Consider the following 25,129-nt stretch of genomic DNA (forward strand, 5'->3'; position numbering starts at 1 on the left):
CTAACATGTGAGCAGTTACAAAAGACAGAAATTATTTTATATTGGAGGTACAGGATGAATACGGAAAAGACTTTTGCAGATAGATTAAAAGAGTTGCGTAATATACGAAACTATACACAGGAAGAGCTGGGTAAGATAACAAATATATCTGTTCAGAGTATACGACGTTATGAACAAGGTAGACTCAATGAAGAGCCAAGTGCGTATAATCTTTTACAACTAGCAAAGGCACTAGATGTAACACCTGAATACTTATTGATAGGAGATAATAATATGACAAGTTACACGGAGGCAATTAAGAGAGAATTGAAGCAACTTAATGACTATGGACAAATATCTGAAATTAAAGAAACCGAGTTGAATTCCACGATTTTATCACATCTTGAGATGAGTAATGATTTAGTAGATGCTGTAAAGACGGATTGGAATGAAAAAGGCATATTTAAGAGGATAGAGAAAGAGGAAGATAAACAGATTGTGGTAGACAGTTATTGTACAAGACCTTATGTACAGGATGTCATATTACGATATTGCCAGAATAGATCTATATTTAAGACAAAGTTTGCAATAATTGATGGAATGCTTTTAGAATAAAGCAAATTTGAGAGTAAATTAGCACTTTAGCCATATGGTTAAGGTGCTTTTTTTCATACCTTGAAAGGAGATGGTCACAGCAAAAACGCATCGGGGAAAGCCCGATTAACCAGTACAACAGGCATTGCCTGATTATCATAGAGTAACTATCAACAGGACAGAAAGGAATGCATATATTCCGTTCGGAAAGCTAGCCGGATTGGAATATGTGTATTCCTTTCTGGCTTTTTCCGCTTCTGTCACTTCAAAAAAGGAGATTAAACAACATGAGAAAAGAACAGGTTATTTCAACAACAAACAACAATCAGATGGAGGAGAAAGGCATGAAGAGTAGATTCATTCACTTAAAAAAGAGATTCGTTCCGGCAGTATCCGGAGCACTTATGGGAGTAATGCTTATGAGCACTACTTGTTTTGCAGCAGGTACAGGTACTTCCGCAGTAACACAGCCACTTGAGAACTTAAAGACACTTATTATTGCAGTCATTGGTGCTGTTGGTGTCATTATTCTTGCAAAGAATGTCATGGAGTTCGCACAAGCATATCAGCAGCAGGATTCATCTACCATGAACTCCGCTCTGAAAGGGATTGTGGCAGGTGTCATGATGGCTGGTATTTCAACAGTTCTGACATTCTTAGGCTTCTAAGATTGGGGAAATGTATTTCCCCTTTTAGTAAAAGGAAAGAGGTGAATAACAAGTATGGATATTTTTAAGCTTGGAGACAAGATCCTTGCACTTCTTGAGGCGGTGTTTGGGTTTTGGAACAATCAGATATCCCTGGTCTTTGCAATGCTTGGACAGTCACCGGTCAGTTTCAAGGGCGGAGGTCCCTGGGCAGTCATTGAGGGTATTGAGCCGGTCTTTGTAGCGGTCGGCTCTTCCCTTGTTGTGCTGTTCTTTGTTATCGGTTTCTGCTCGGAAAGCATAGACGTAAAAGATGAGATGAGGTTTGAATCAATCCTGCGTATGCTTATCCGACTGGGACTTGCAGAATGGTTTGTTGCAAATAATGTCACGATTATGAAAGCATTTTTTACTTCCATAGGAAATCTGGTGGGACTTATATCTGCCGGGACAACGATGCAGCTTGCCATTGACAGTACACAGGCAGACATCATTAAGGGACTCGGATTTGGTGAAAGTCTGGTAATGCTGATACTTACAGCTTTGCTTGCAATCATCATTATTATCTGTGGATTTTTTATCATCTACACAGTGTATTTCAGGTTCTTAAAGATTCTGATTATTGTGCCGCTTGGTGCGATTGCCTGCTCCACGATGGCAGGAAACAGAATGGTCAGTCATACAATGGCTACCTACTGTAAATATTTCTTGTCATGTGTGTTTGAGGCAGTAACGATGGCACTTGCGATTGTGGTATGTAATGCATTTATCAATGCAGGACTTCCGGCATTTACAGGAAGTTATGCTGACTGGGCACAGACACTTATATATCTGTGTGAAATGACATTTACGATAGCAATGACTGTTGGAAGCGTGAAGGGTGCACAGACACTTACAAGCAAGGCATTTGGATTATAGAAGGAGGTAGAAATGGATAATGAAAAGAAACAGGTTACTTATAATTCAAGTATAACCGGAGAAACGCAGGTGACATTTGATATCCAGCAGTATATGAATAACAGGGCAATGTTTATCGGTCTTATGTGTAATGAAGATGGATATGAGGAGCCTTTTGGGGATGTGACTGTGAATTTGTCGGTTGCAGCACCAAATTACTGCGGATATCTGAATGTGAATGACATGCCGGATATTGAAAAGTTTATTACAGATAACGACCTTGGAGAGTTTACTGGATTCACGCAAAGGAGCGGGTTCTGTGAATATCCTCTTTATCTGTTCAATGTAGACAAGCTTAGGGAACTGTGTCCGGATGGAATGGATAAGTATGAGGCGAATATTGGAATGACAAGAAAGCCGGAGAAAAAGGATTTATCAAGATAGGAGGAAGCGACAATGGTAATCGAAGTAAACAAGGATATTGACCGCTATCAGGAATCGGTTGCGATGGGACTTACTGCAAGGCAGCTTATATTTTCCATTGCAAGTGTAGTGGTTGGTGGCGGTATTGTCCTTCTTCTTTACAAATATATCGGTCTTACTGGTTCTGCTTATGTGGCAATTCCATGTGTGGCACCGATTGCTCTTGGCGGATTCTATTCCTTTAACGGGATGAATTTCTACGAGTATATGGGAAAGAAACTGCATTTTATGTTTGGTAACAGGGCACTTACCTATGTATCAACAGAGGGAGAGCCTGCAATAAAGCAGTTAGAAGCAGAACAGAATGAACAGGTAAAGAAGAAAGGCAGAAAGGCTGAACCGGAGACTGTAACAGCTGATTCGGCTGTAAAGAAGCAGGAGGAGTTTGAAGCAATGAAGAAAAAGACGAGAAACATGCTGTTTGGACTTGTCGCAGTCATCGTGGCGGCAGTAGCAGGCATTGCAGTATATAAGGCAATGCATTAGAAACGAATAGTATCTGACCGAAAGGTCGGGAACACAGCCCGCAGGGTGAAGTTCCCGGCGGGCTTTCATTATAAGAAAGCGAGGTTAGAGACATGGGTTTATTTACAGACGGATTTAAGTTATTAAAGAAGGCGAGTGAGCCTTTGTATAAGACACCTAAATCCATTCAGGAAACCATAGAGATTATGGCGGTGGCTGAAAACGGTATTTTTGAAGTAAGCAGGAATAAGTATTCCAAGTGTTACCGCTTTCAGGACATCAATTACACAACGGCAACGGAGGATGAGCAGATCGGCATTTTTGAAAGATACTGCAAATTCTTAAATTCGCTGGACTGTAATTATAAGATTACGATTAACAATAAGAACAAAAATATGGAGGACCTCGTGATAAGGTTCTTATTACAGAGAAAAACGATGGCTTCAATAATTACCGAAGAATCTACAATGACATTATTGAGGAGAAGATTATTGAGGGCAGACAGGGGATTGAACAGGAAAGATACCTGACGATCACGATTGAGAGAAAGAACTTTGAGGAGGCAAAGGCACAGTTTGCCACACTTGAGGCAACAATACACAAGGCTTTCATTGAACTGGGGGCGGAGATTGTGCCGCTTAACGGCAATGAAAGGCTGAAAGTGCTCTATGACTATTACCATCTTGGCGATGAGGGCAGTTTTGATTTTGATATCAAAAGGCAAAGAAGGTCGGAGCAGATTTTAAGAATGATTTATGTAATGGTATGGTGAAATATTTCCCAGACCATTTTGAGGACGAGAGTAAATACTGCAAGGCACTTTTCATTAAGAAGTATCCCAGCAGTTTATCTGACAGATTTATCAATGAGATTACTTCCCTTCCTGTCCACTCCATTACCAGTATTGATGTAGTGCCTGTGCCAAAGGATTTGACCACAAAGGTGCTTCAGAAGAAATACCTTGGTATTGAGTCGGATATTATCAAGCAGCAGAGAGTCCGTAATAAGAACAATGACTTCTCCACAGAAATCTCTTATGCAAAGAGAACGGAGAAAAAAGAGATTGAGGCAATTATGGATGATGTCCGTGAGAATGACCAGTGCCTTTTCTTCGTGGGAGTTACTATTATTCTTATGGCAGAGAGCAAAAAAGAGCTTGATAGCGTCTGTGAGACAGTGGAGACTATCGGAAAGCGTAACAGTTGTACGATTGATACACACTACTTAAAGCAGAGGGAAGCACTCAACACGGCACTTCCGATTGGTGTAAGACAGGTGGAAACAATGCGTACCCTTCTTACCCAGTCGCTTGCGGTGCTTATGCCGTTTAATGTGCAGGAACTGAATGACAGCACAGGTAATTATTACGGTATCAACCAGATCAGTAAGAATGTAAATATCGGTAACAGAAAGAAGCTGATAAACGGAAATGGCTTTGTATTCGGAGTGCCGGGTTCCGGCAAATCATTCTTCTGTAAGATGGAAATGGGCAGCGTATTCTTGTCGGGAGATGATGAGATTATCGTCATTGATCCGATGAACGAATATTTTGATATTGCACAGACTTATGGTGGAACCGTGGTAAATATGTCCACATACACGGACAATTATGTAAATCCGCTTGAGATGGATGTGTGGAGTCTTGATCCGAATGATTCAAAGGGAATGATAAGGGAAAAAGGGGAATTTATGCTTGGTCTTTGTGAGCAGTGTATCGGGGACAGCTTAAATTCCAGACAGAAATCAATCATTGACCGCTGCGTGAGAAAGATGTATATCGACATTGCAAGGGGCAGGGAAAAGTATATTCCGGTAATGAGTGACTTCTACGATATCCTTATGGAACAGCCGGAGGACGAAGCAAAGGATATCGCATTGTCTTTGGAACTTTTTGTAAATGGTTCCCTTAATATCTTTAACCACCAGACAAATGTTGATGTAGATAACCGATTCACGGTATATGGTATCAGGGACTTAGGCACGGAGCTTAGTCCTATCACAATGCTTGTTATGATGGAGTCTATTCAAAACAGAATTGTAGAAAACGGGCAGAAGGGCAAGGCAACCTGGCTCTATATTGATGAGTTCCATGTCCTGCTTAATTCGGAGTATTCTGCAAAATATTTACAGCAGCTCTGGAAGAAGGTGAGGAAACAAGGTGGACTGTGCACGGGTATCACCCAGAACGTCGTGGTGCGCCCAGATAGGGCATTGTGTAAAGTAGCGTAGGTGCTACCGCTTATGATAGTGAGCGAATCAACTCACCTTACCGACTTGGTGGAAACACCATACGGGAACATCGCATGGTGAGAAAGGGGTTAGTCACCAAAAGGCTTTAGGTGCGACTGTACTCCAATGATAAGAAGATATGAGGATTAGATTGTATTTATCGAATGTGAGGTTCGAGTTTCTGTTTTTTGCAGATATGGGAATAAGCCTTGAAACCCATGCCATAACACTGTTTTATCATCGACTACGATAAAGCAACTATCATTATGTTATGGGACAGGCGTGAGAACACGTCATAAAGAACTGGAAGCAGGTCCGACAATCTTCGTAAACCTATACACAGTGTTAACTGGGGATTGCCTAAGTCAGGCTCATTTGTCTGATATGGTAACGGAAGCTCCGTAGTAGTCCGAGGGCGTTAATAGCGTCTACATGGCGAAGGGAGCTAGTTAGTAACATCTAAAATTGTAAGAATGAAAGGGAGGAGAAACCTCAATGAAACCAACATCAGAGATTTTAGAGCGTATCGCAAAAAGTTCTAAAGAACACAAAGACGGTGTATTCACAAGGCTGTACAGATATTTGCTACGTGAAGATATTTATTATGCCGCCTATCAAAAACTCTATGCAAACAGAGGTGCAACAACAAAAGGTATTGATGATGATACCGCAGACGGATTCAGCGAATTATATATTAAGGAACTAATCCAGGATTTACAGAATGGAACTTACAGGGCAAATCCCGTAAGGCGTGAATATATCCCGAAGAAAAATGGGAAAAAGCGTCCGTTGGGAATACCGTCCTTTAGGGACAAGCTATTGCAAGAAGCTGTCAGAATGATACTGGAAGCAATCTATGAGCCAGTCTTTCACGACCACTCCCATGGTTTCAGACCAAACAGGAGTTGTCATACAGCATTACGTCAGATTTCCTCTGACTTCACAGGCGTTGTATGGTTTATAGAGGGCGATATAACAGGTTGTTTTGATAATATCGACCACGAAATATTGATTGATATTCTTGCAAGAAAAATCAAAGACAGTAAGTTTCTGAACATTATTCGCCAGTTTCTAAAAGCGGGATATGTGGAGAATTGGAAATATAATAAAACGTACAGCGGTACTCCACAAGGCGGTATTTGTTCTCCGATACTTGCAAATATCTATCTGAATGAATTAGACCAAAAGTTTGAGGAAATCAAGAAAAGATTTGATAAGCCAAGAAAAGCGGAAGAACGAAAAACACCCGAATACAGAGAAATGGATAATGAGATGAAGAAAATATCTTATTGGATTGACCACACAGATGATGTCAATGAAAGGCAAAAATTAATTGACCGATATAAACATCTGAAAAAGGAAATTCATAAGATACCATGCCACCCACAGACAAACAAGAAATTTACGTTTGTGCGTTATGCCGACGATTGGTTGGTAGGAGTGTGCGGAACAAAGGAAGAGTGCATTGCACTCAAAGCGGAAATAGCGGAATTTCTGAATAATGAACTGAAATTGACACTTAGTGAAGAAAAAACGCTGATAACACATAGCTCTGAAAAGGTACGCTTCTTAGGATATGATATTTGTGTCCGAAGAAGTCAGGAAATAAAGGGCTATAAGATGAAAAACGGAAAGTGGCGTAAGTCACGTTCCTTACACCTCAAAGTTGCTCTTACAATTCCTCATACGGAAAAGATAGAGAAATTTATGTTTGCAAAGAAAGCCATTATTCAGACAGAAGATGGCAAATTTAAGCCAGTCCACAGAACAGCACTTTTAAATCAGTCCGACAGTGAGATAGTGGAACAGTACAATGCAGAAATGAGAGGATTGTTGAATTATTATAATTTAGCGGTTGATTACCATACCCTTGATTATTTCTGTTATTTAATGGAATATAGCTGTTTGAAAACGATAGCCAATAAGCATAAATCTACAATTCACAAAATTATCAGACAGTACAAGGACGGAAAAACATGGTCTGTTCCCTATGAAACCAAAGAGGGAACAAAGAGAGTGCGACCTGTAAAAATCGCTGATTGCAAAAGAGGCGAGGCTAGTGACATCGTGTTCCAAAGAACAAAATTCAATTGGAAATCCACAATCAGACAAAGGTTAAATGCTGGCGTTTGTGAACTATGTGGGAAAAAGCATGCAGATTTATATGAGGTGCATGTAGTAAGAAACTTAAACGAATTGGGTAATTCTGATTGGGAATTGACTATGAAAGCTAAGCGCAGAAAAACGTTAGTGGTTTGTAGTGATTGTCATAGAAGAATCCATAAATAAGCGATATGTAAATTACTAATGGGGAGCCGGATACATGGAGACATGTAAGTCCGGTTCCGAGGGAGGGTGTAGGAAACCTGTTGTTTATGCAATAAGGCGCCTTTGCCCTACCCTACGACCTTTTACAGAACTACACCGCCACTACAATGCTTGCAAACTCTGAGTTTGTTGCACTCTTAAAGCAGGCGAATACAGACAGTTCCAAGATGGCAGAGGTTATCGGTGTATCAGAGGCACAGCTTCGTTTCGTAACCAATACTGCATCGGGAATGGGACTTATCAAGTGTGGTTCCGTGGTAATTCCGTTTGATAACCAGATCAGCAAGGACACTGACCTTTACAGACTGTATAACACCAATATCCACGAAAAGATTGCGGAGCAGAAGAAAAGGGAGGCAAAATTTGCTGATTAGAATTGCAATGTATCAGCCATTTGGACTAAGTTCCGGATGGCTACTTTTTTACCTTTTTTAAGGATACAGAAAGAAGGTGGGAACATTGAAGATAAAAAAAGTGGATGACAAGCCTATGGTCATTCACACTAAGAAAAAAGCTAAGATTCATATGCATGAACCGAAGAAGGCTAAAATTAAGGGCAGTAACATTTACACCGTACAGCGTGGTCCGAAAATTGCCAGTGCAAAGATAAATGATACAGGTAAAAAGAAGTCTTATCGTAAGAGTACCATTCATCAGGCAGAGAAGAAAGAAAAGGAACCTTCAAAATTTAAGAGAAATATACGGGAGTCCAATACTTCTATCAAGACGAAGAATACCAATCTTCATATAGCAGGAAGAACGGGAGCACTTGCGGCTGGAGCAGTTACAGAGCAGGTGGAAGGCGGGCAGGAAGTGTCACAGGCAGCTTATCTTGCATATGAAGTAAGCCGTCCGGTTACGGGAACTGCTTCAAGGGGAGCGTCACTTTTCAGAAAGAAAGCGGCAGCCGAAGCAAAGAGGCGTATCAAGAAGGTAGAAACAGGAAAGAAACTGGCAAAAAAGATGGGAAAGAAAGCTGCCAGTGATACGGCAAAAAAGGTTGCCGGTGACACGACAAAGACAGCAGCGAAAGAAACTGCTAAGAACACTGCAAAAGAAACTGCCAAAACTACGGCAAAAGCGGCAACCACAGCGCAGGTACAGCGGTTGCACCGGGAGCAGGTACAGCAGTCGGCATGGCGGCAGGCTATGCCACAGGTGTATCTATCGAGGCGAAGGATGTGAAAGCAGCGAACCGTAGCAGAAAGATTAAATTTTTTCTGGATAAGATGAAAGAACAGGAAAATCAGACGGACAGTGTTGTAAAACTGGTAAAAGATCTGATTGTAAAAAAGGCAGTTCTTTGGATAAAGGCGGCAGCTCCGATTATCGGACTTGTACTTTTGCTGTTGGTTCTTTTAGTGGTAATCGTTGCAGTTCCGGTTATTGCTGTGATAGCGATTCTTTATAATTCACCATTTGCCTTATTTTTACCGCCGCTGGAGTCAGGAGATACAGTGCAGACAGTTACAAGTGCTTATGTGTCTGAATTTAACCGTGATGTGAATACCAAAGTGAATGAACATACCGGATATGACTTTGGCGAACTGGTGTATGTAGATTATGAGGGAATGGATGAAAATCCAAGTAACTACTACGACATTATGGCGGTCTACATGGTTAAGTATGGTGTAGGCGATACTGCAACAATTATGAATGATATATCAAAGGGGTGGTTGCAGACTGTAGTAAATGATATGTGTTCTTATACTACAAGTAGTGGAACAAAAGATGTGGAGGAAACAGACGCAGATGGCAATGTAACAACTGTTACGAAGTCGGTACTGTATGTAAATGTTACGCTCAAATCATACAGAGATATGATTTCCGTTTATGGATTTAATTCTGATCAGGTAGAAATGCTTGAGCAGATCATGAGTCCTGAGTTTATGGGACAGCTTGGATATGCTGGAAGTGGAAGCGGTGGAGGCGGTGGAAGCCCCGGAGTAAGTTCCATGACAGAGGATGAAATAAATGCAATCCTCAGTGGTATTACAGATAGCAGGCAGAAAGCAGTCTGCTCTTATGCCCTTCACAGAGTGGGTTATCCTTACAGTCAGGAACTAAGAGATAGTGGCAATTATTATGATTGCAGTTCACTTGCGTATTATTCATGGAAGGATGCAGGTGTGAATATCAGTTATGGAGGAGCAACTACAGCAGCGGCAGAAGCACAGGGACTTGATGAAGCAGGAAAGACCGTATCTTATGATGAAATGCAGCCTGGTGATCTTATCTTTTACAGTTTCACAAACAACGGAAGATATAAGAATATCAGCCATGTGGCAGTATATGTCGGCAATGGCAAGGTGGTAGAAGCCCTGAATGAAAGAGTTGGCGTAGTTTACCGTGATGTGGCAAGTGTCGGAAAGATTGTAGTAATTGGCAGACCATAGAAAATTGGCAGAGAGGGCGAAAGTCCTCTCTGGGACAGGAGGTAAGAATGGATTTAAAGGATATGATTCTTGTAATGGAGAATTATAAGGGAACAGAAAGAAATATGCTTATGACTTTGGAAGATTATAAGAAGTTCGTTGCCATTGATGATATGTCAGAGCTTGCAGATCAGATGCTGCTTCTTGGAAGAACGCTTGCGGAAGGTTTTACAGAGTATTACAGGGCAGCAAATGTTACAGTTTTTGCAAAATTCTGTAGAGATGATGTGGAACTGGGACGCTTTTTGCAAGGATATTATAATGATTCAAAGAAATTTTACTTTGATAAGGCAACAAGTTCCCCAGAGTGTATTACAAAGATGGATGAGATTGGAATGACGGATAGAGGCTGGATAGATGACTTTATCCTGCATTATGAAAAATGCGACAGGACATTTGAAAGGGGGCAGACATTTCATAATTTTAATGACCACGATTATATGGTACTTGAAGCATTATCTCCACGCAATCTTGTGGTAATGGATATGAAAAGCGGCTCTCTCACGATTGCTCTTGGAGCAACAGAGTATAAGCGATATCCGAAAGACGAGGAGCCAACTAAGGATAACACAACGATTGGGGTATCGTGGGAGCACGGGATTTATCTTGGTTCCACACTTTCGCAGACCAACTTTAAGGCATATAAAAGAGAATACGGGACACCTGAAAAGATAAAAGATGTTTATGATTACAGGGCGAAACTCAAGCAGAAGTTTTATTTTTATCAGGATTTGTCAAAGGATGATGATATTCCAAAAAATATGCAGAATGATTTCCTGCACCAGATGTATAAGGAATTTGGAACGATAGAGGAGGAATATTTTTATGACAGGCTTGAAGATGGAAAGTATGATGAAGGTTTTAAGGAAAGACAGGTAAAAGAAAAAAAGAGCCGATGAGGAAAAATGGAATTGGAGGCTGATATCGAATGGAAAAAGAATTTGATATTGAGATAAAAGAAGTTCTCTCAAGGGTAGAGACAGTAAAGGCAGAGTCACTTGACGATGCCATAAACAAGGCAATGGATATGTATTATTCAGAACAGATAGTCCTTGATGCGGAGGATATGAAGGGAGTTGATTTTTCGCCATACAGCGAAGAACAGCTCCCTTCTTCATTAAAGGAAAATGGAGGAAAGACACGATGAAAAATGAGCAGACAGCAGTTATTAAGGATATGGAATTTTTATTAAACGAACTTCATAAGGAATGGGAAAGACCGGGAGAGGTAAAATCGTCTGTCAGTATTCCATATGAGAAAGTTGAGGAAATCAGCAGAAAGCTGAATGTGATTGTCTATGAGACACAGCAGTCGGCTGACAGCGACGGACTTGCCTTTAAGCAGAGCATAGCCAAGTCAAAGCAGTGTTATGTGCTTCTCAGGATTATGCGAAAGATTGTAAAAGGAAAGGGCAAATGTGATGGACAGGCGGTTGATGCAGAATTTGTGATTGAGCTTGACGGGGAGGAGTCAAAGCTCTTTAAGGAAATGTTTGCAGAATTACTGAAGTAAAAGGAGGGTGACACATGAGTGTTGATATGAAGGTCAAAGCGATATATGATTCAGAAATCAGCAACATCACCCGTTCTGAAAAGAACTGGAAAGATGTATTAAAAGTTGCTGGTCAGTTATATCGCTATGAATTTGATAATATCGTTATGGTAACAGCTCAGAGATCACCGGAGAAAAGTACCCTTATGGCAGATTATGACACTTGGAAGAAAGTGGGAAGATATGTAAAGCGTGGAGCAAAGGGCTGTGCTATCTTCCCCTCAAGGGCACTTAATCCCCGTATGAGATATATTTTCGATATCAGTGATACAGGCGGAAAGAATGTGAAGCTGACTTGGGATCTGGAGGGGGAAAACCTGAAAAGTTATGCAGACTTTCTGGTATCGGAAGGACAGATGGAGCGGTATAAAAGCGATGACAGAGAATCACTAAAAAATACGTTAAAACAGTTTACAGGAACAAATGTTTGGAATATAATAAAAGAGGAGTTCGGGGATAGAATGTCCGAACTAATGCAGCTATCAGGTAGTGTGATAAAGGAATTCAACGAAAAACGCAAGGGCTTACAGCAGGATAGCGATATGGAGCAGTTAGTATATTCCAGTGTTATGTATGCTGTAGGGACGAGATGTGGATTTGACTTATCTGTGCAAGAACAGGATTTCAGTCAGATTGTAAATATCAAAGATGAGGAGATAGTTTACCGTCTTGGTTCCCTTGTATGCGATGTCTCCTGTAGTGTTCTTAGAGAATTTAGTAGGAATTTACAAACGATTGAGAGCGAAAGGAGAATATCATATGTTAGAAGCAATGACTTACAAGGAAGTGGACGGACTGCTGTATCCGGAGCTGACAATGCCGGACGAGACAGAGGATTTAACGAAGCTGGGCAGATACGGGAGAATGGCAATGAAGTATCTTCTGGAGAACGAACCGGCAAGGTACAAGACACTGATGAGATTCGGGAAGATGTACGAGAAGATGTCGGCAGTAGAGGAGGAAGCAAACCAGCTTTACGATCAGTTGGAGGAACAGTATCTAATGAAGCACAAGCCACAGAATCCGTCATCGACAATGGAGATGTGGAAGATAAGAGAGCAGGCGAAGATGCAGGCAGAGGAAGTAGTGCTCCACCAGATCGTGATGAAGTTTCATTAGAAACACAGGAAGAATTAAATAGAGAGCTTGATGAGATTAACTCATTGGGTGTCAGTAAGGAAGCCGAATATACACAGGCTTCCTTTTTTTTCGACCAAAACGGGCAGGCAAGTTTTGGTGTGAAGCAGCCGGAGGAAACCAGACACAATGAATTTATGCGTCAGTTCGAGGAGGATAAAAAGGCTGCCCTTGCCAGAAAATATAATTACCTTAATCCAAAGAAAGCAGAGAGTGTACCAAGTGAGTATGTAAAAGAGATACTTATGAAAGGAACTGGCTTTGTCGGTGGAAAAGGCAGGGTGTGTGAAATCTATCAGACAGAGATAGACGCAGGAACCAGAGCAAAGCGTATCAAGGCAGAATATGGTCAGGGGGGTGCAAGCTGGCCGCTTGACGGTCTGGGCTTGCACGGGTATGACACATTTCACGGTTCGGGACTTCGTATCCAATGGAAAGATGAAGATGGAGAAGTAGAAGGATACGTTTCGTGGAAGAATGTCGAAAAGGAAATCGGTGTACTTATCTTACCGGAGAATACCAGTCGGAGACACCTCGTATTGATGAGCTTGCAATGGACGGACTTCGTGAAGATGATGAAGTCATTGACGCAGAGTACCGTGAAGTTGATACGCAGGAGGAGAAATCAGAAATTGATGATTATGCTATTCCTGATGAGCCTGACAGTTATGCTGTAAACAGAAAGGCGGCTGAGTTACGGTATATCAAGCCGATTGATTATGCTGACCGTGTAGCTGCAATGGATAAAGATTTAAGAGATGCCATTGAGATACTTGTGTCAGAATGTAGCTGTTACACACCATTCCGTGCTTTCCTTATGGATGTGGTGCAGTCGGATTTTGCATTTATGCCGAATAAGCTGGAACTGATCTGTGAGATAGCGATGGGAAATGTTCAGGGTGAGAGAAAGGCATATTGCAATAATCAGTATGGACTCACAGAATACACTTTAAGCAGTGCAGATGTGAAAGTAAGCTACAAAAACAGAAATGGAGAGAGGGCAGGGGATACCGTATCATGGCGTGAGGTATATGAAATCTTATCCTATATGGTAAAACAGCCATTTTACTGTGGAGAGGACCAGAAGGCAATCTATCAGACCATAAAAAATAAGATTGACAGGGAAAAGATGAATCCTGTTTACCGCAAGTTCTTTGATATTGAGGACAGTGTGAGAGAAAGCCGTCTTAAAACCAGAGAACGGGCGATTGCATATGGCTTGAATACCAAGATTGACACGGATGGTCGTATAATTTCTGATGAGGATAAGAATGTATCGGCAGATATTCCACAGAAGGATACCGAACCACAGGAGGCTGCCCCTGAAACACCTGCACAGGAAGTATTACCGCCAGTGGAAGGTCTGCGTGGAAAAGAAAAAACACAAGACCAGACAAAACTCAATTTCCATTATAACCTGTGGGAAACAGAAAAGGGTGGTGCAAAGACCAGATACCAGTGGAACATTGATGCAATCTGTACACTAAAGCAGATTGAAGCAGAAAACAGACTTGCAACACAGGAGGAGCAGACTGTTTTATCAAAGTTTGTCGGCTGGGGAGGCTTGTCACAGGCATTTGATGAGAATAATGCTGCGTGGAGCAAAGAGTATGCAGAACTGAAAGAGCTTCTTTCCGATGAGGAATACAGTGCGGCAAGAGCAACTGTAAATAATGCCTTTTACACTTCGCCGGAGATTGCAACGTGTATCAATTCAGCCCTTGTGCAGTTTGGGTTTAAAGGCGGAAATGTCTTGGAGCCGTCTATGGGTATCGGTAATTTCTTCGGAAGTATGCCAGCACCAATGCAGCAAAGCAGGCTGTACGGAGTGGAGCTGGACAGCATATCGGGAAGAATAGCAAAACAGCTTTACCAGAATGCCAATATCAGTATTACAGGATTTGAAAACACCACATATCCGGATAACTTCTTTGATGTTGTTATGGGAAATGTGCCATTTGGAGATTATAAGATATTCGATCCAAAGTACAACAAGTATAACTTCCGTATTCACGATTATTTTCTGGCAAAAGCACTCGATCAGGCAAGACCGGGAGGTATGGTTGCAGTGATTACCACAAAGGGAACACTGGATAAGAGCAATCCGACTATACGAAAGTATCTGGCTGAGAGGGCAGAACTTGTGGGAGCAATCCGACTTCCGAATACTGCATTTAAGGATAATGCAGGAACTGAGGTGACTGCGGACATTCTTTTTTTACAGAAAAGAGAGCGAAAAATTGATATAGAGCCTGACTGGGTACATCTTGGTGTCACAGGTGATGGCATAGCAGTCAATTCCTATTTTGCAGAGCACCCGGAGATGATGCTTGGTACAATGCAGTATGATACAAGGATGTTCGGACAGGACAGCAAATATACCGTCTGTGTGAATAATGATGAGAACTTCAATCTGTATGAAGCACTCAATAAGGCAATCAGTAACATCAAAGCACAGATGACAGATTTTGAGAGACTGGCAGATAATGAGGAACAGACAGAGGAAGTCATTCCCGCTGATCCGGATGTCAGAAATTATACTTACACATTCTTTGAAGGAAAACTTTACTACAGGGAAAATTCAGAGATGGTAAGGCAGAAAGTATCACCGACAGCGGAGGGGCGTATTAAGAGCCTTGATGAAATCAGACAGATAACAAGAGAGCTGATTGATATCCAGATGGAGGGCTGTAGTGATGAGGAGCTTGCAGACAAACAGCAGCTTTTGAATGTAAAATATGATAAATTCGTTGGAAAGTATGGAGCAATCACTTCCAAAGCAAACCGTACAGCGTTCAGGGATGACAGCGATTATCCGCTTCTTTGCAGTCTGGAAGAAGTAAATGAGGACGGGGAGGTGAAGAAGGCTGATATGTTTTATAAGCAGACGATTAAAGCAAAGTCCGTGGTGGACAGGGTAGAAACTGCAGTTGAGGCTCTTAATGTATCGGTCAATGAGTTTGGATATGTAAATATTCCTTATATGCTCTCCATTTATGAAACAGACAGGGATACTCTCATAAAGGAACTCGATGGAATTATTTTTCTTAATCCTGACCGTTACAATGAAAATAACCCGGACGCAGGCTGGGAGACAGCAGATGAATATCTGTCAGGCAATGTAAGGGATAAGCTGCGTGTTGCAAAGGCAATGGCGGCTGATACCGACGATCCACAGGCAGAAAGATTTGCCGCCAATGCCGCAGCCTTAGAGAAAGTTCAGCCGGAATGGATTGAAGCCTCGGATATAGATGTAAAGATTGGTACAACTTGGATTGAACCGCTTGATTATGAACAGTTTATCTATGAGCTGCTTAATACACCAAAAAGGGCAAGGGCAATCAGAACGGAGTATTATAATTCCGGTATTCAGGTACACTTGAATAAAATGAGTATGGAATGGTTCATTGAGAACAAAAGTATGGATAAACATTCCGTGGCGGCAACGAAAACCTATGGTACAAGCCGGATGGATGCTTATTCTATTTTTGAGGATACCCTGAACTTAAAAACGGTCACTGTCAGGGACAGGATTGATGATGGTGAGGGCAAGTACCATTATGAAGTCAACAAAAATGAGACAATGCTTGCAAGGGAAAAGCAAAATATGATCAAGGAGAAGTTCAAGGAATGGTTATTTGCAGAACCGGAACGCCGACAGAAGTATGTGGAATATTATAATGAAACCTTCAATAATATCCGCCTGCGTGAGTATGACGGAAGCCATTTGCAATTTCCGGGAATGAACCCTGAGATTGAATTAAAGCCGCACCAGAAAAATGCGGTGGCACGAATCCTTATGGGAGGAAATACCCTGCTTGCCCACTGTGTCGGTGCCGGAAAGTCCTTTGAAATGATGGCTGCGTGTATGGAGCAGAAAAGGCTCGGACTTGCCAATAAGACAATTATGGTAGTGCCAAAGCCGCTTATCGGGCAGACAGCAAGTGAATTTTTAAGGCTTTACCCGTCAGCAAACATCTTGGTTGCAACGGAGCGTGATTTTGAAAAGAGCCGAAGAAAGCAGTTTGTATCAAGGATTGCGACAGGCGATTATGACTGCATCATTATGTCGCACTCGCAATTTGAGAAAATTCCAATTTCGGCAGAGAGAAAGGAGCGAATGCTTAATGAACAGATAAATGAGATCACCTATGCGATTGATGATATGAAGGAGCGGAACGGGGAACGCTGGACCGTAAAGCAGATGGAAAGCCAGAAGAAAAAGCTGGAGGAACAGCTTAAATCCCTGACCGATGAGAGCAGGAAAGATGACCTCATTACCTTTGAGGAGCTGGGTGTTGACTCTATTATGGTAGACGAAGCACACAATTTTAAGAACCTTGCCACATTTTCAAAGATGAATAATGTGGCGGGAATCAGCAGTAGTGGGGCTAAAAAGTCAACGGATATGCAGCTTAAATGCCAGTATTTATCAGAGATAAATGATGGCAGGGGAATTGTATTTGCAACAGGTACACCGATAAGCAACACAATGTGTGAGATGTATGTTATGCAGCTTTATTTGCAGAAATCGGCACTTGAGGAGATGGGAATTCATCATTTCGACTCGTGGGCGGCTAACTTCGGAGAAGTAACAACGGCACTGGAGCTTACGGTTGAGGGCAGTGGTTTCCGTTTCAAGAGCAGGTTCAATAAGTTTACCAATCTGCCGGAACTTATGAACATCTTCCGTGAGGTTGCTGATGTGCAGACAGCGGATATGCTTGACCTTGATGTGCCTGCACTCCGTGGCGGCAAGCCTATTATCGTGGAGTCGGAGCCGGACTGGTATGTGAAGCAGGTAATGGAAGAATTTGTTGTAAGGGCAGAAAGGATAAGGGGCGGGGGTGTTGATCCAAGTGTTGACAACTTCTTAAAGATTACGCACGAAGCAAGACTTCTTGGAACAGACGCAAGACTGATTGATAAGGACGCACCGAACAACCCGGACGGAAAGCTCAATAAGGTAGCGGAAAATGTCTGGAAAGAATATGTAAAAGGAAATGCTGATGGTCATATAGGCTGTCAGCTTATTTTTTCGGATATTGGAACACCGGGACCGGACAAGGACTTTACGATTTATGATTATCTGAAGGAGTCACTTATCAAGTATGGTATCCCTGCGGAGGAGATAGCATTTATTCACGATGCAAAAACAGACGCACAGAGGGATGCACTCTTTAAGGAAATGAGGACAGGTAAGAAAAAAGTCCTTATCGGTTCGACAGATAAGTGCGGAACCGGAGTTAATGTACAGACACACCTTGTTGCAATGCACCATGTCGATTGCCCGTGGAAGCCTTCTTCCATTGAACAGAGGGAAGGCAGAGGTATCCGACAGGGAAATAAAAACGATGAGGTGGCAATCTACCGATATGTTACAAAACAAACCTTTGATGCATACAACTGGTCACTTGTGGAAAACAAGCAGCGTTTCATCAGTCAGGTTATGACAAGCAAGGCAGTGAGCCGAAGCTGTGAGGACATTGATGAGGCAACACTTTCTTATGCGGAGATTAAGGCGGTTGCTACAGGCAACCCTTTAATCAGGGAAAAGATGGAGGTTGACAATGATGTCCAGAGATTAAAGCTCTTAAAGGCGTCTTATGATAATCAGAGATACGGATTGCAGGATAATTTTATGATCAAGTATCCAAAACTCATCAAAACTGCGACAGAGAAACTTGCCAATGTCAGGGAGGATATAAAGGCAAGGGATAAGGAATTGATTGATAACCCGGATTTTGCCATTACCATAGGCAATGCAACTTATACAGAGCGAGTGGATGGTGGAACCGTAATGCTTGAAGCAATCAGCAAATGTAAGACAGGCGAAACCACTCCAGTCGGTAAGTTCCACGGCTTTGAGCTTCTGGTGGAAAAGAATTTCCTCAGTATCAACTATATGGTGCTTCGTGGAAAGACGGAATACAAGGCAGAACTTTCCACAAGTCCGGTGGGAAGTATGGTAAAGCTGGAGAACCTGTTCAACGGACTTCACGAAAATGTTGATTTTCTGGAAAAGAAGGTTGAACAGTACCAGAATGATCTTGAGGCTTCAAAGGCGGAGTATGACAAGCCGTTTGCATATAGTGCAGAACTGGAAGAAAAACTTGCAAGGCAGTATGAATTAAATGCCCAGCTTGACCTTGAGAATGCAAAAGCTATGGACGCAGATCTTGGGGGACCGGACGAAGAAAAGTCTGAGGACAGAATAGAAAATGCGGGCATTGTTGCAGAGGATAAGGGAATCTATATGCCAGACAGAAACAGGAAAAGATAGGAGTGAAACTCTATGAGCATAAGGAAAGTGGTCACAGGACTACTGATTACAGCAGGGATTGCCATTATGGCAGTCCCTTTTTTCTGGGGTACAACCGGAGAGAGAAACACGAACCAGCTCATAAATGAATTTGAGCAGACATTGGAGGAGAAGCAAGATGAAAGGTCAGAGGTTGAGAAAGAGCAAACCACCGTTAGTAAAGAGGAGGAAGCCATTCTTAAAGAAGGCAGTGTCATCGGCATTATTGAGATACCGGGCATAGATATCAGATACCCGGTAATGGAAGAAACCGGAAGTGAAATGCTGAATGCCGGGACAGGGAACAATGCGTTTTGTTGTCAGGTGCAGATATAAGGAGGCGGCAGATGAATAAGAGATACCGACTGGGGGAGATAGAAGAAGCAGTATCGGAAATGGAGGAGCTGATCGACACTCAGGACGATATTGCAGAGATTGATGATGACTTTCAGATTGTCGTAAGCGGCTGGTCTGTGTATGTCGAAAGCCTGAATCTGACACTCAGACAGGGAGTTGCCTGTATCTGGGATACGGAGGCAGGATTATTTATGCCTGATTTTGATGTGACTATCGTGTATGAGGGAAACATCGAAACACAGGAATGGCTCTACTATGAGCAGGACGGAATGGTTGTTACACTTGGCAACTGGTTAAATGGCAGATTGTCTTGTGAACAGATAGAACAGCTTTGGTGTGAGCTTATCATACCAGAAAACAATGATAATTCAGAAGTATAAGAAAGAGAGGAACAGCGTATGAAGTATTCAATTAAGGTAAACGAGGTAAGAGCAAAAGATGGCAGCAATATCAAGGGTTTTGCGACCGTGGTATTTGGTGATTCATTCAAGATTACCAATATCGCAATCCTTGAAAATAAGGAAAAGGGAGAGCTTTTTGTATCAATGCCAAGATACCGTTCCAATGAGCGTGATGAGAAAAACAGCGTGATTTATAAGGATGTATGCAATCCTATCACGGCAGAGTTTCGTGAGGAACTCTATACTAATATCCTTGAGGCTTATGTAAAAATCAGGGAGCCGGAGAAAGCAGAAACACAGACACAGGGAAAAACTCAGGAAATGCCGGAGTTTTCTGTGACGGTAACACCTTATGAAAGGGAAGGCAGTAATATCAAGGGACTTGCCCGTATTTACTTTGAAAACAGCTTCATTGTAAATAATGTAAACATCCTTCAGGGCAAAGAGAAAATCTTTGTATCAATGCCTTCTTATAAAACAAAGCAGGTGGACGAGCACGGCAAACCGATTTATCAGGATGTCTGCTATCCGGTCACAAAGGATTTCAGGGAGAAGCTCTATAATGAGATTATTGCAGAATATGAGAAAGCAAAGGATAAGAGCAACGAAAAAGCAAGGGAGAATGCCGGACAGAACCACGGAAATCCCGACAGGGATAAAAAGGATACACCTTTTCGATAATTAAGGCTAAGGGGCGGCATATGCTGCCCCGTTTATAAGGAGGAAAAGCAGATGGAAGCAGAAAAGACACTTACTAATGAGGAGATCATAAGAGAACTTCTCGATTTATTAAAAAAGAATACTATGAAAGAACAGGCAAATGATGTATTTGAGATATGCACCTATGTGGATGGTCTGGAAAAAAAGATTGTGTCTATGACAGAAGAACTTACCAGTATGCAGGACCAGATCAAGAAAATGCAGGAAGATACCCTTATCAATAATGCAAAAAAAGCATTAACAGAAGCACAGGAGCGACTCAATGCCAGATGTGAGCAGATAAAGTCACAGGTATCTGAGATAAAGGTACAGGTAAAATCTACTGCCAAGAATATTGTTGATGAAACAAAGGCAAAGGGCAGGGCGGCACTTTACAGGGTGACAGAATTTGTAGGAATTAAGAAAAGACTTCTCAATGTCAGAACAGTGGTAAAAGATACGATTGTATCTACAGACAGGGATATTGCAAGGACAGCACTTCTTGCAAAGGGACTCCGAAAAGCCGGGCAGACCGTAAACAATGCGTTCCGTACCTTTGCAGATAAGCCGGAGGTGGATTATTCACAGAAAGAACAGAAACACCATCTCACAAAGGCTGTACTTGCCCCTATGAAAGCAGTGAGAAAACTGCTTGTATCAATGGAGATGCATCTGGACGCCTCGATTGATAAGCTGGATAATCTGGATATGACTGTGCAGTTTGATAAGGAAAAGCGTATGGAGCACACAAAGGATAAGGAACAGAAAGCACCGGATACAGAAAGAGAGGTCATCTACTCACCGATGGTAGCTGAACCACAGGAGTACAAGTATAATGCAGATGCTTTTGAGGCAAGAAAGACATCGGAAGCAAAGCAGGAAACGGTGGGGAAGGAGCTGCCAAAAGTCAGGGAAGATAAAGCCAGATAAGTTTAGGGGCGTGGGAGTAAAATCCTGCGTCCTTTTTATTTGTCTGAAACAGTTTATGATCTGGAGGATGTTTCAAGAAATAACCAGAATGGACTAAAAACAATAGATTTATTTGCTTTGTAAAAAATACCTTGATTGAACTTTAGGGTTGATTTATGGGTGATTCAAGGGGATTTTTTATTTGGATGGTCATTTTCTGCAAAGACAGGTCATTTTCGCAAGGTACATTGTAAATACGATTTGAATTTGCTATTGTAAAATTGAAATTTTAATTACTTTATCAATAATTTAGTGGAAAGGTGGGAAACAAAATGGTAAAAAGAAAACTTTTAGCAATGTTAATGGCAGCAGCGGTTTTTTTTACAGTAGGTATTAGTAGCAGTATGAATGTTCAAGCAACAGAAAATGATGAAAGTGTAGCTCCTGTAACTACATTTGAGAATTTTGAAAAAGAAGAAATCGAGATACCGACAGTTGAAGTGCCGGAAATTACTTATAATGCTGAAGGAAATAAAAAATGTGAACAGACCTTTTTCTTTGAAGGGATTCAGACATTGGATACGAATGATGAGGAGGACAATACTGATCCGAATAATGCGGTAGAGATACTGAATGGTGAAAAGAAAACAAATTCGTTAATAACAGACGAGTTTCGTTGGTATCATTTTACCATACAACAATTAAGCAAATTAACGATATATTTAGAAATGGACGATACAATTGATGCAGATTTATATTTGCTTAGTTTAAATGCTGATAGTGGAGAATTGTCGATCATAGGAAACAGTTTGAACGAAGGAACTGGAGTTGATGAGGCAATCGCTGGAAAGATTGAAGCAGGAACTTATTTTATTGCGGTAAGAGGGTATGAAGGCAGCGGCAATTTTTCATTAGGTCTTTATACCAGTACAAGAGATGTGGACTATGAGTTTAATGATTCTCCTTCAACTGCAACGGAAGTTTCAGGTGTGTTTGATTTAAATGGAACATGCGGTGTTATTGACAGTCCATATGATGTTGATTTTTATAAGATTACTCTTTCAGAGGCTAGTGCTGTAAGGTTCGAATTAAAATATACTTCAGATAAGTATGCGGTCTATTATTATTCTGGCGATGCACTGTATGCAGTCAAGGATAATCTATACGCATTAGATGAAGGAACTCATTATTTTGTTGTTTTAAGTACGGATGGCAGTTATTCGGCAACAAGAGGTTATACCTTATATATACATAATATTGCGCCAATATCAACAGATACAACTGCAAAATTCTACGCCGTTTGTGATAGGGCAAATATAGTTTTTCAATTTAATGCCGCCAGAACAAATTTTTATGTAAATGGAAATGAGATAGATTTCTCATATTCTTACAAGAGAAGTTCAAGCTCGGTAAATTATGATATTTCTTTGAGAAGAACATCAAATTTTAATGTTTGTCTTTTACAAACAGAAGGAACATCACTGCCATTAGAATATCAGCAGGTAATTCCTGATGCGGTATATGTTTTAAACTCATCATTTTCAGGAATAAAAGATAAGTATGTTTTAACATTATCGGTATTTGACTGGAGTACGCCTTGTTATTGGATTCATGTTAGAGGGACAGGAAGTTCCAGTGACATGACATGCTGGAAAGATTTGAACATGGCAAATTTATATATTGATCCGGATACAGGTAAAGTGATAGATATTGAATGGTACAATTATTTTTATGAGAACTTAAATTATAGACTTTCCTTTACCAGACCTTATACCATGAAATATTATTATCCTTATTGGAATGGAAAAGAACCAAATGGAGGAGATGATTGATGATAAGGGTAGGAGAACGTGTTGCAGATATCCATATGGGTAGTGAGCTGAAACAGCGGAAGATAGGACATTCAGATGAAGTAGATGGGGGAAATCAGGAAAACACATATATACATAATAGTTTTGCCTTAGACGCTGGTTATGCAAATTATATCAGAGAAACGGTGCCTAAAACTGTTTGGTCAAATGATTATCTTCGAGAATTATGGGATGAAAATGCTAAATATTTAAAGAGTATCCGTGAAAGTAAAAATGGGTATGGTTTCGATGATATTGGAATGGGAGCTGCATATGCCTATTCTACTATGTATCAAAAAATTGTAGAAGGATACAGTAATGGAACAAGAGAAGTGTATGTATGCGATGATTCAGAGAGTGGAAAAAGACGTTTGCTGTCAATGGATGAAGAATTGGAAAAGCTAAATAAAGGTTTTGAGGAATTGATAAAATGGGATAAAATGGTTGCCAAAAGTCAAAAGCAAAATGCAGAAAATAAGCAGAAATTTCAGAATATAAAATTGAATGAATCGTTTGATACTTTTGATATAAATCAGGCATGTGACTATATTCAAGATTCTTATTTAGAGTTCCGTTCACTTTATCTGGAGCAATATGAAAAAACGGAAGGAAATATAGATATAAAGTCTTTGTTTTCTTCTGTTTTAAGAAGCGGAAATCAGGATATGCATAAATATTGTGAATTTCTGTTTGAAAAAATTGGGTTTATTGTTTAATGCGGGCATTAAAATGTTTGAGAAATATTGAAATAATAAGGAGGTATTTTCCTTTATTTGGACGTTTTCTGCAAAAATAGGTCACTTTCTGCAATGCTGATTGAAAAGTATAGATTTCATGTTATATTAAAACGGTAGACGCTAAAATGTTCCTGATGTGCTATGGAAAGGTTTTAATAACTAAGAAAAGGAGGGATAGAATATGTCAGTGGCGATAAATTCAAATTATTATGCAGGATACGCTATGAATTCAGCCAATAAGTTTAAAAATGTATCAGACTATTCAAAGTATTTGACTAACAAGTATAAATGTTTGACTCCATGCAAAAATGCTTCTGTATTGATTGACGGAAGTGTAATGCGAAAGGCATGTGGAGATGAAAAAACTGCGAAATGGCTTGAGGAAAATTTAGCAATTATGCCAGATGTTATACGAAATGCACAGAAGGCGGCAATAAGTCATGGTAGTAAACTGATATCAGTGGAGTTTAAGTTTACGAATAATGGAACCGAAATGACAACCTGTGGCATTTTTGGAGAGACTGGTACGGATTCAGAAATTGACAAATGGCTGGAGAAAATGAAAGAGGATAAAGAAAAAGAAGATAAAAAAACAGAAAATATGATTGCTGTAGAAGCGACAACTAAAAATAAGGTAGGTTTTGATACATATGCATAGTATCAATTTCTATAATTTTGAAGAAAGGAGGAGTTCCATATGAAATTAGGGAAGAAAACAAAGACTGAAAAAGGAACATTTATGGCATATGCTTCTTGTTCATGTACTTGCTTCTGCGTATGTAAGTGCCAGAACTGTCATTCTATCGGGGAAGCGAACGGCACACAGATCGCTAATGACGCTCAGTATAATACAACTGGCGTGACCAACAGGGGACCTATTTTATTATTGAATAACTGATGCCAAGTATACAGCGGGAAAGCCTTGTCGAATTTAATTTTTCGTACAAGGCTTTCTTGTCGAGGAGAGGAATGTAATAATGAAGATTAAAAAACCTAACATACATATTTTTGTTGAACATAAAAAATATTACTTATATGATGTGAATATAAATGCAGTTGTTACTATTCCATATGAATTGTATGAATTTTTTTCATTATGGGGAAAAGAAGATGAAAAAGAAATTACAGCA

General features: G+C 40.8%; 20 protein-coding genes and 2 pseudogenes. All 22 read left to right on the plus strand.

Annotation, left to right across the window (positions count from 1 at the left end; translation table 11 throughout):
- Window positions 1-54 precede the first annotated feature (54 nt).
- The 22 genes and pseudogenes from DW981_RS02820 (at window position 55) to DW981_RS02920 (ending at window position 24,897) form a co-directional block, all read left to right on the plus strand.
- Complete coding sequence (locus tag DW981_RS02820) at window positions 55-594, plus strand: helix-turn-helix domain-containing protein (protein ID WP_242998380.1); 540 nt, start codon at window positions 55-57, stop codon at window positions 592-594.
- A gap of 266 nt (window positions 595-860) precedes the next feature.
- On the plus strand, window positions 861-1,241 hold the full coding sequence (locus DW981_RS02825; protein ID WP_117606311.1) for an electron transporter RnfA: 381 nt from the start codon (window positions 861-863) through the stop codon (window positions 1,239-1,241).
- Between the two features lie 54 nt (window positions 1,242-1,295).
- Entirely contained in the window at window positions 1,296-2,138 is an 843-nt protein-coding gene (locus DW981_RS02830) for a hypothetical protein (RefSeq protein WP_117606312.1), read from the plus strand.
- 12 nt (window positions 2,139-2,150) lie between these two features.
- Window positions 2,151-2,561, plus strand: a complete 411-nt coding sequence (locus DW981_RS02835) for a DUF4313 domain-containing protein (RefSeq protein ID WP_117831121.1) — start codon at window positions 2,151-2,153, stop codon at window positions 2,559-2,561.
- 12 nt (window positions 2,562-2,573) lie between these two features.
- Window positions 2,574-3,086, plus strand: coding sequence for a PrgI family protein (locus tag DW981_RS02840; RefSeq protein ID WP_118506700.1), 513 nt, complete (start codon window positions 2,574-2,576; stop codon window positions 3,084-3,086).
- Between the two features lie 92 nt (window positions 3,087-3,178).
- A pseudogene (locus DW981_RS02845) lies at window positions 3,179-5,258 on the plus strand (DUF87 domain-containing protein); the annotation flags it as partial.
- Window positions 5,259-5,789: 531 nt separating this feature from the next.
- Complete coding sequence (gene ltrA / locus DW981_RS02850) at window positions 5,790-7,583, plus strand: group II intron reverse transcriptase/maturase (RefSeq protein WP_118506701.1); 1,794 nt, start codon at window positions 5,790-5,792, stop codon at window positions 7,581-7,583.
- Between the two features lie 116 nt (window positions 7,584-7,699).
- A pseudogene (locus tag DW981_RS02855) lies at window positions 7,700-7,996 on the plus strand (hypothetical protein); the annotation flags it as partial.
- A gap of 85 nt (window positions 7,997-8,081) precedes the next feature.
- Window positions 8,082-8,807 (plus strand): hypothetical protein, encoded by a 726-nt coding sequence (locus DW981_RS16085; protein WP_347474493.1) that lies wholly within the window; start codon window positions 8,082-8,084, stop codon window positions 8,805-8,807.
- A complete protein-coding gene (locus DW981_RS02860; RefSeq protein WP_347474494.1) occupies window positions 8,759-10,018 on the plus strand; it encodes an NlpC/P60 family protein in 1,260 nt (419 codons plus the stop codon). The genes DW981_RS16085 and DW981_RS02860 overlap by 49 nt, the downstream gene beginning before the upstream one ends.
- A gap of 47 nt (window positions 10,019-10,065) precedes the next feature.
- The gene (locus DW981_RS02865) at window positions 10,066-10,956 is read left to right on the plus strand and encodes a hypothetical protein (RefSeq protein WP_006859557.1); all 891 of its coding nucleotides are present in this window, start codon (window positions 10,066-10,068) and stop codon (window positions 10,954-10,956) included.
- A 29-nt stretch (window positions 10,957-10,985) separates the two neighbouring features.
- Entirely contained in the window at window positions 10,986-11,204 is a 219-nt protein-coding gene (locus tag DW981_RS02870; protein ID WP_005602909.1) for a DpnD/PcfM family protein, read from the plus strand.
- Complete coding sequence (locus DW981_RS02875; RefSeq protein ID WP_009860904.1) at window positions 11,201-11,569, plus strand: hypothetical protein; 369 nt, start codon at window positions 11,201-11,203, stop codon at window positions 11,567-11,569. The genes DW981_RS02870 and DW981_RS02875 overlap by 4 nt, the downstream gene beginning before the upstream one ends.
- 1,645 nt (window positions 11,570-13,214) lie before the next feature.
- Window positions 13,215-19,028, plus strand: coding sequence for a helicase-related protein (locus tag DW981_RS02880; RefSeq protein WP_243034645.1), 5,814 nt, complete (start codon window positions 13,215-13,217; stop codon window positions 19,026-19,028).
- Window positions 19,029-19,040: 12 nt separating this feature from the next.
- A complete protein-coding gene (locus DW981_RS02885; protein WP_118506702.1) occupies window positions 19,041-19,382 on the plus strand; it encodes a sortase in 342 nt (113 codons plus the stop codon).
- Between the two features lie 11 nt (window positions 19,383-19,393).
- Complete coding sequence (locus tag DW981_RS02890; protein WP_118506703.1) at window positions 19,394-19,783, plus strand: hypothetical protein; 390 nt, start codon at window positions 19,394-19,396, stop codon at window positions 19,781-19,783.
- Between the two features lie 18 nt (window positions 19,784-19,801).
- Window positions 19,802-20,485, plus strand: coding sequence for a SpoVG family protein (locus DW981_RS02895; RefSeq protein ID WP_118506704.1), 684 nt, complete (start codon window positions 19,802-19,804; stop codon window positions 20,483-20,485).
- Window positions 20,486-20,536: 51 nt separating this feature from the next.
- Complete coding sequence (locus tag DW981_RS02900; RefSeq protein WP_055225100.1) at window positions 20,537-21,433, plus strand: DUF6674 family protein; 897 nt, start codon at window positions 20,537-20,539, stop codon at window positions 21,431-21,433.
- Window positions 21,434-21,744: 311 nt separating this feature from the next.
- A complete protein-coding gene (locus DW981_RS02905; RefSeq protein WP_118506705.1) occupies window positions 21,745-23,244 on the plus strand; it encodes a hypothetical protein in 1,500 nt (499 codons plus the stop codon).
- Complete coding sequence (locus DW981_RS02910; protein ID WP_226948080.1) at window positions 23,244-23,978, plus strand: hypothetical protein; 735 nt, start codon at window positions 23,244-23,246, stop codon at window positions 23,976-23,978. Before DW981_RS02905 ends, DW981_RS02910 begins: the two co-directional genes overlap by 1 nt.
- 202 nt (window positions 23,979-24,180) lie before the next feature.
- Window positions 24,181-24,657, plus strand: a complete 477-nt coding sequence (locus tag DW981_RS02915; RefSeq protein WP_243034646.1) for a hypothetical protein — start codon at window positions 24,181-24,183, stop codon at window positions 24,655-24,657.
- A gap of 39 nt (window positions 24,658-24,696) precedes the next feature.
- Window positions 24,697-24,897, plus strand: a complete 201-nt coding sequence (locus tag DW981_RS02920) for a CLI_3235 family bacteriocin precursor (RefSeq protein WP_055196150.1) — start codon at window positions 24,697-24,699, stop codon at window positions 24,895-24,897.
- The last annotated feature ends 232 nt before the right edge of the window (window positions 24,898-25,129 follow it).

The sequence above is a fragment of the Clostridium sp. AM49-4BH genome, from assembly GCF_003478335.1.
Taxonomy (GTDB): Bacteria; Bacillota; Clostridia; order Lachnospirales; family Lachnospiraceae; genus Butyribacter.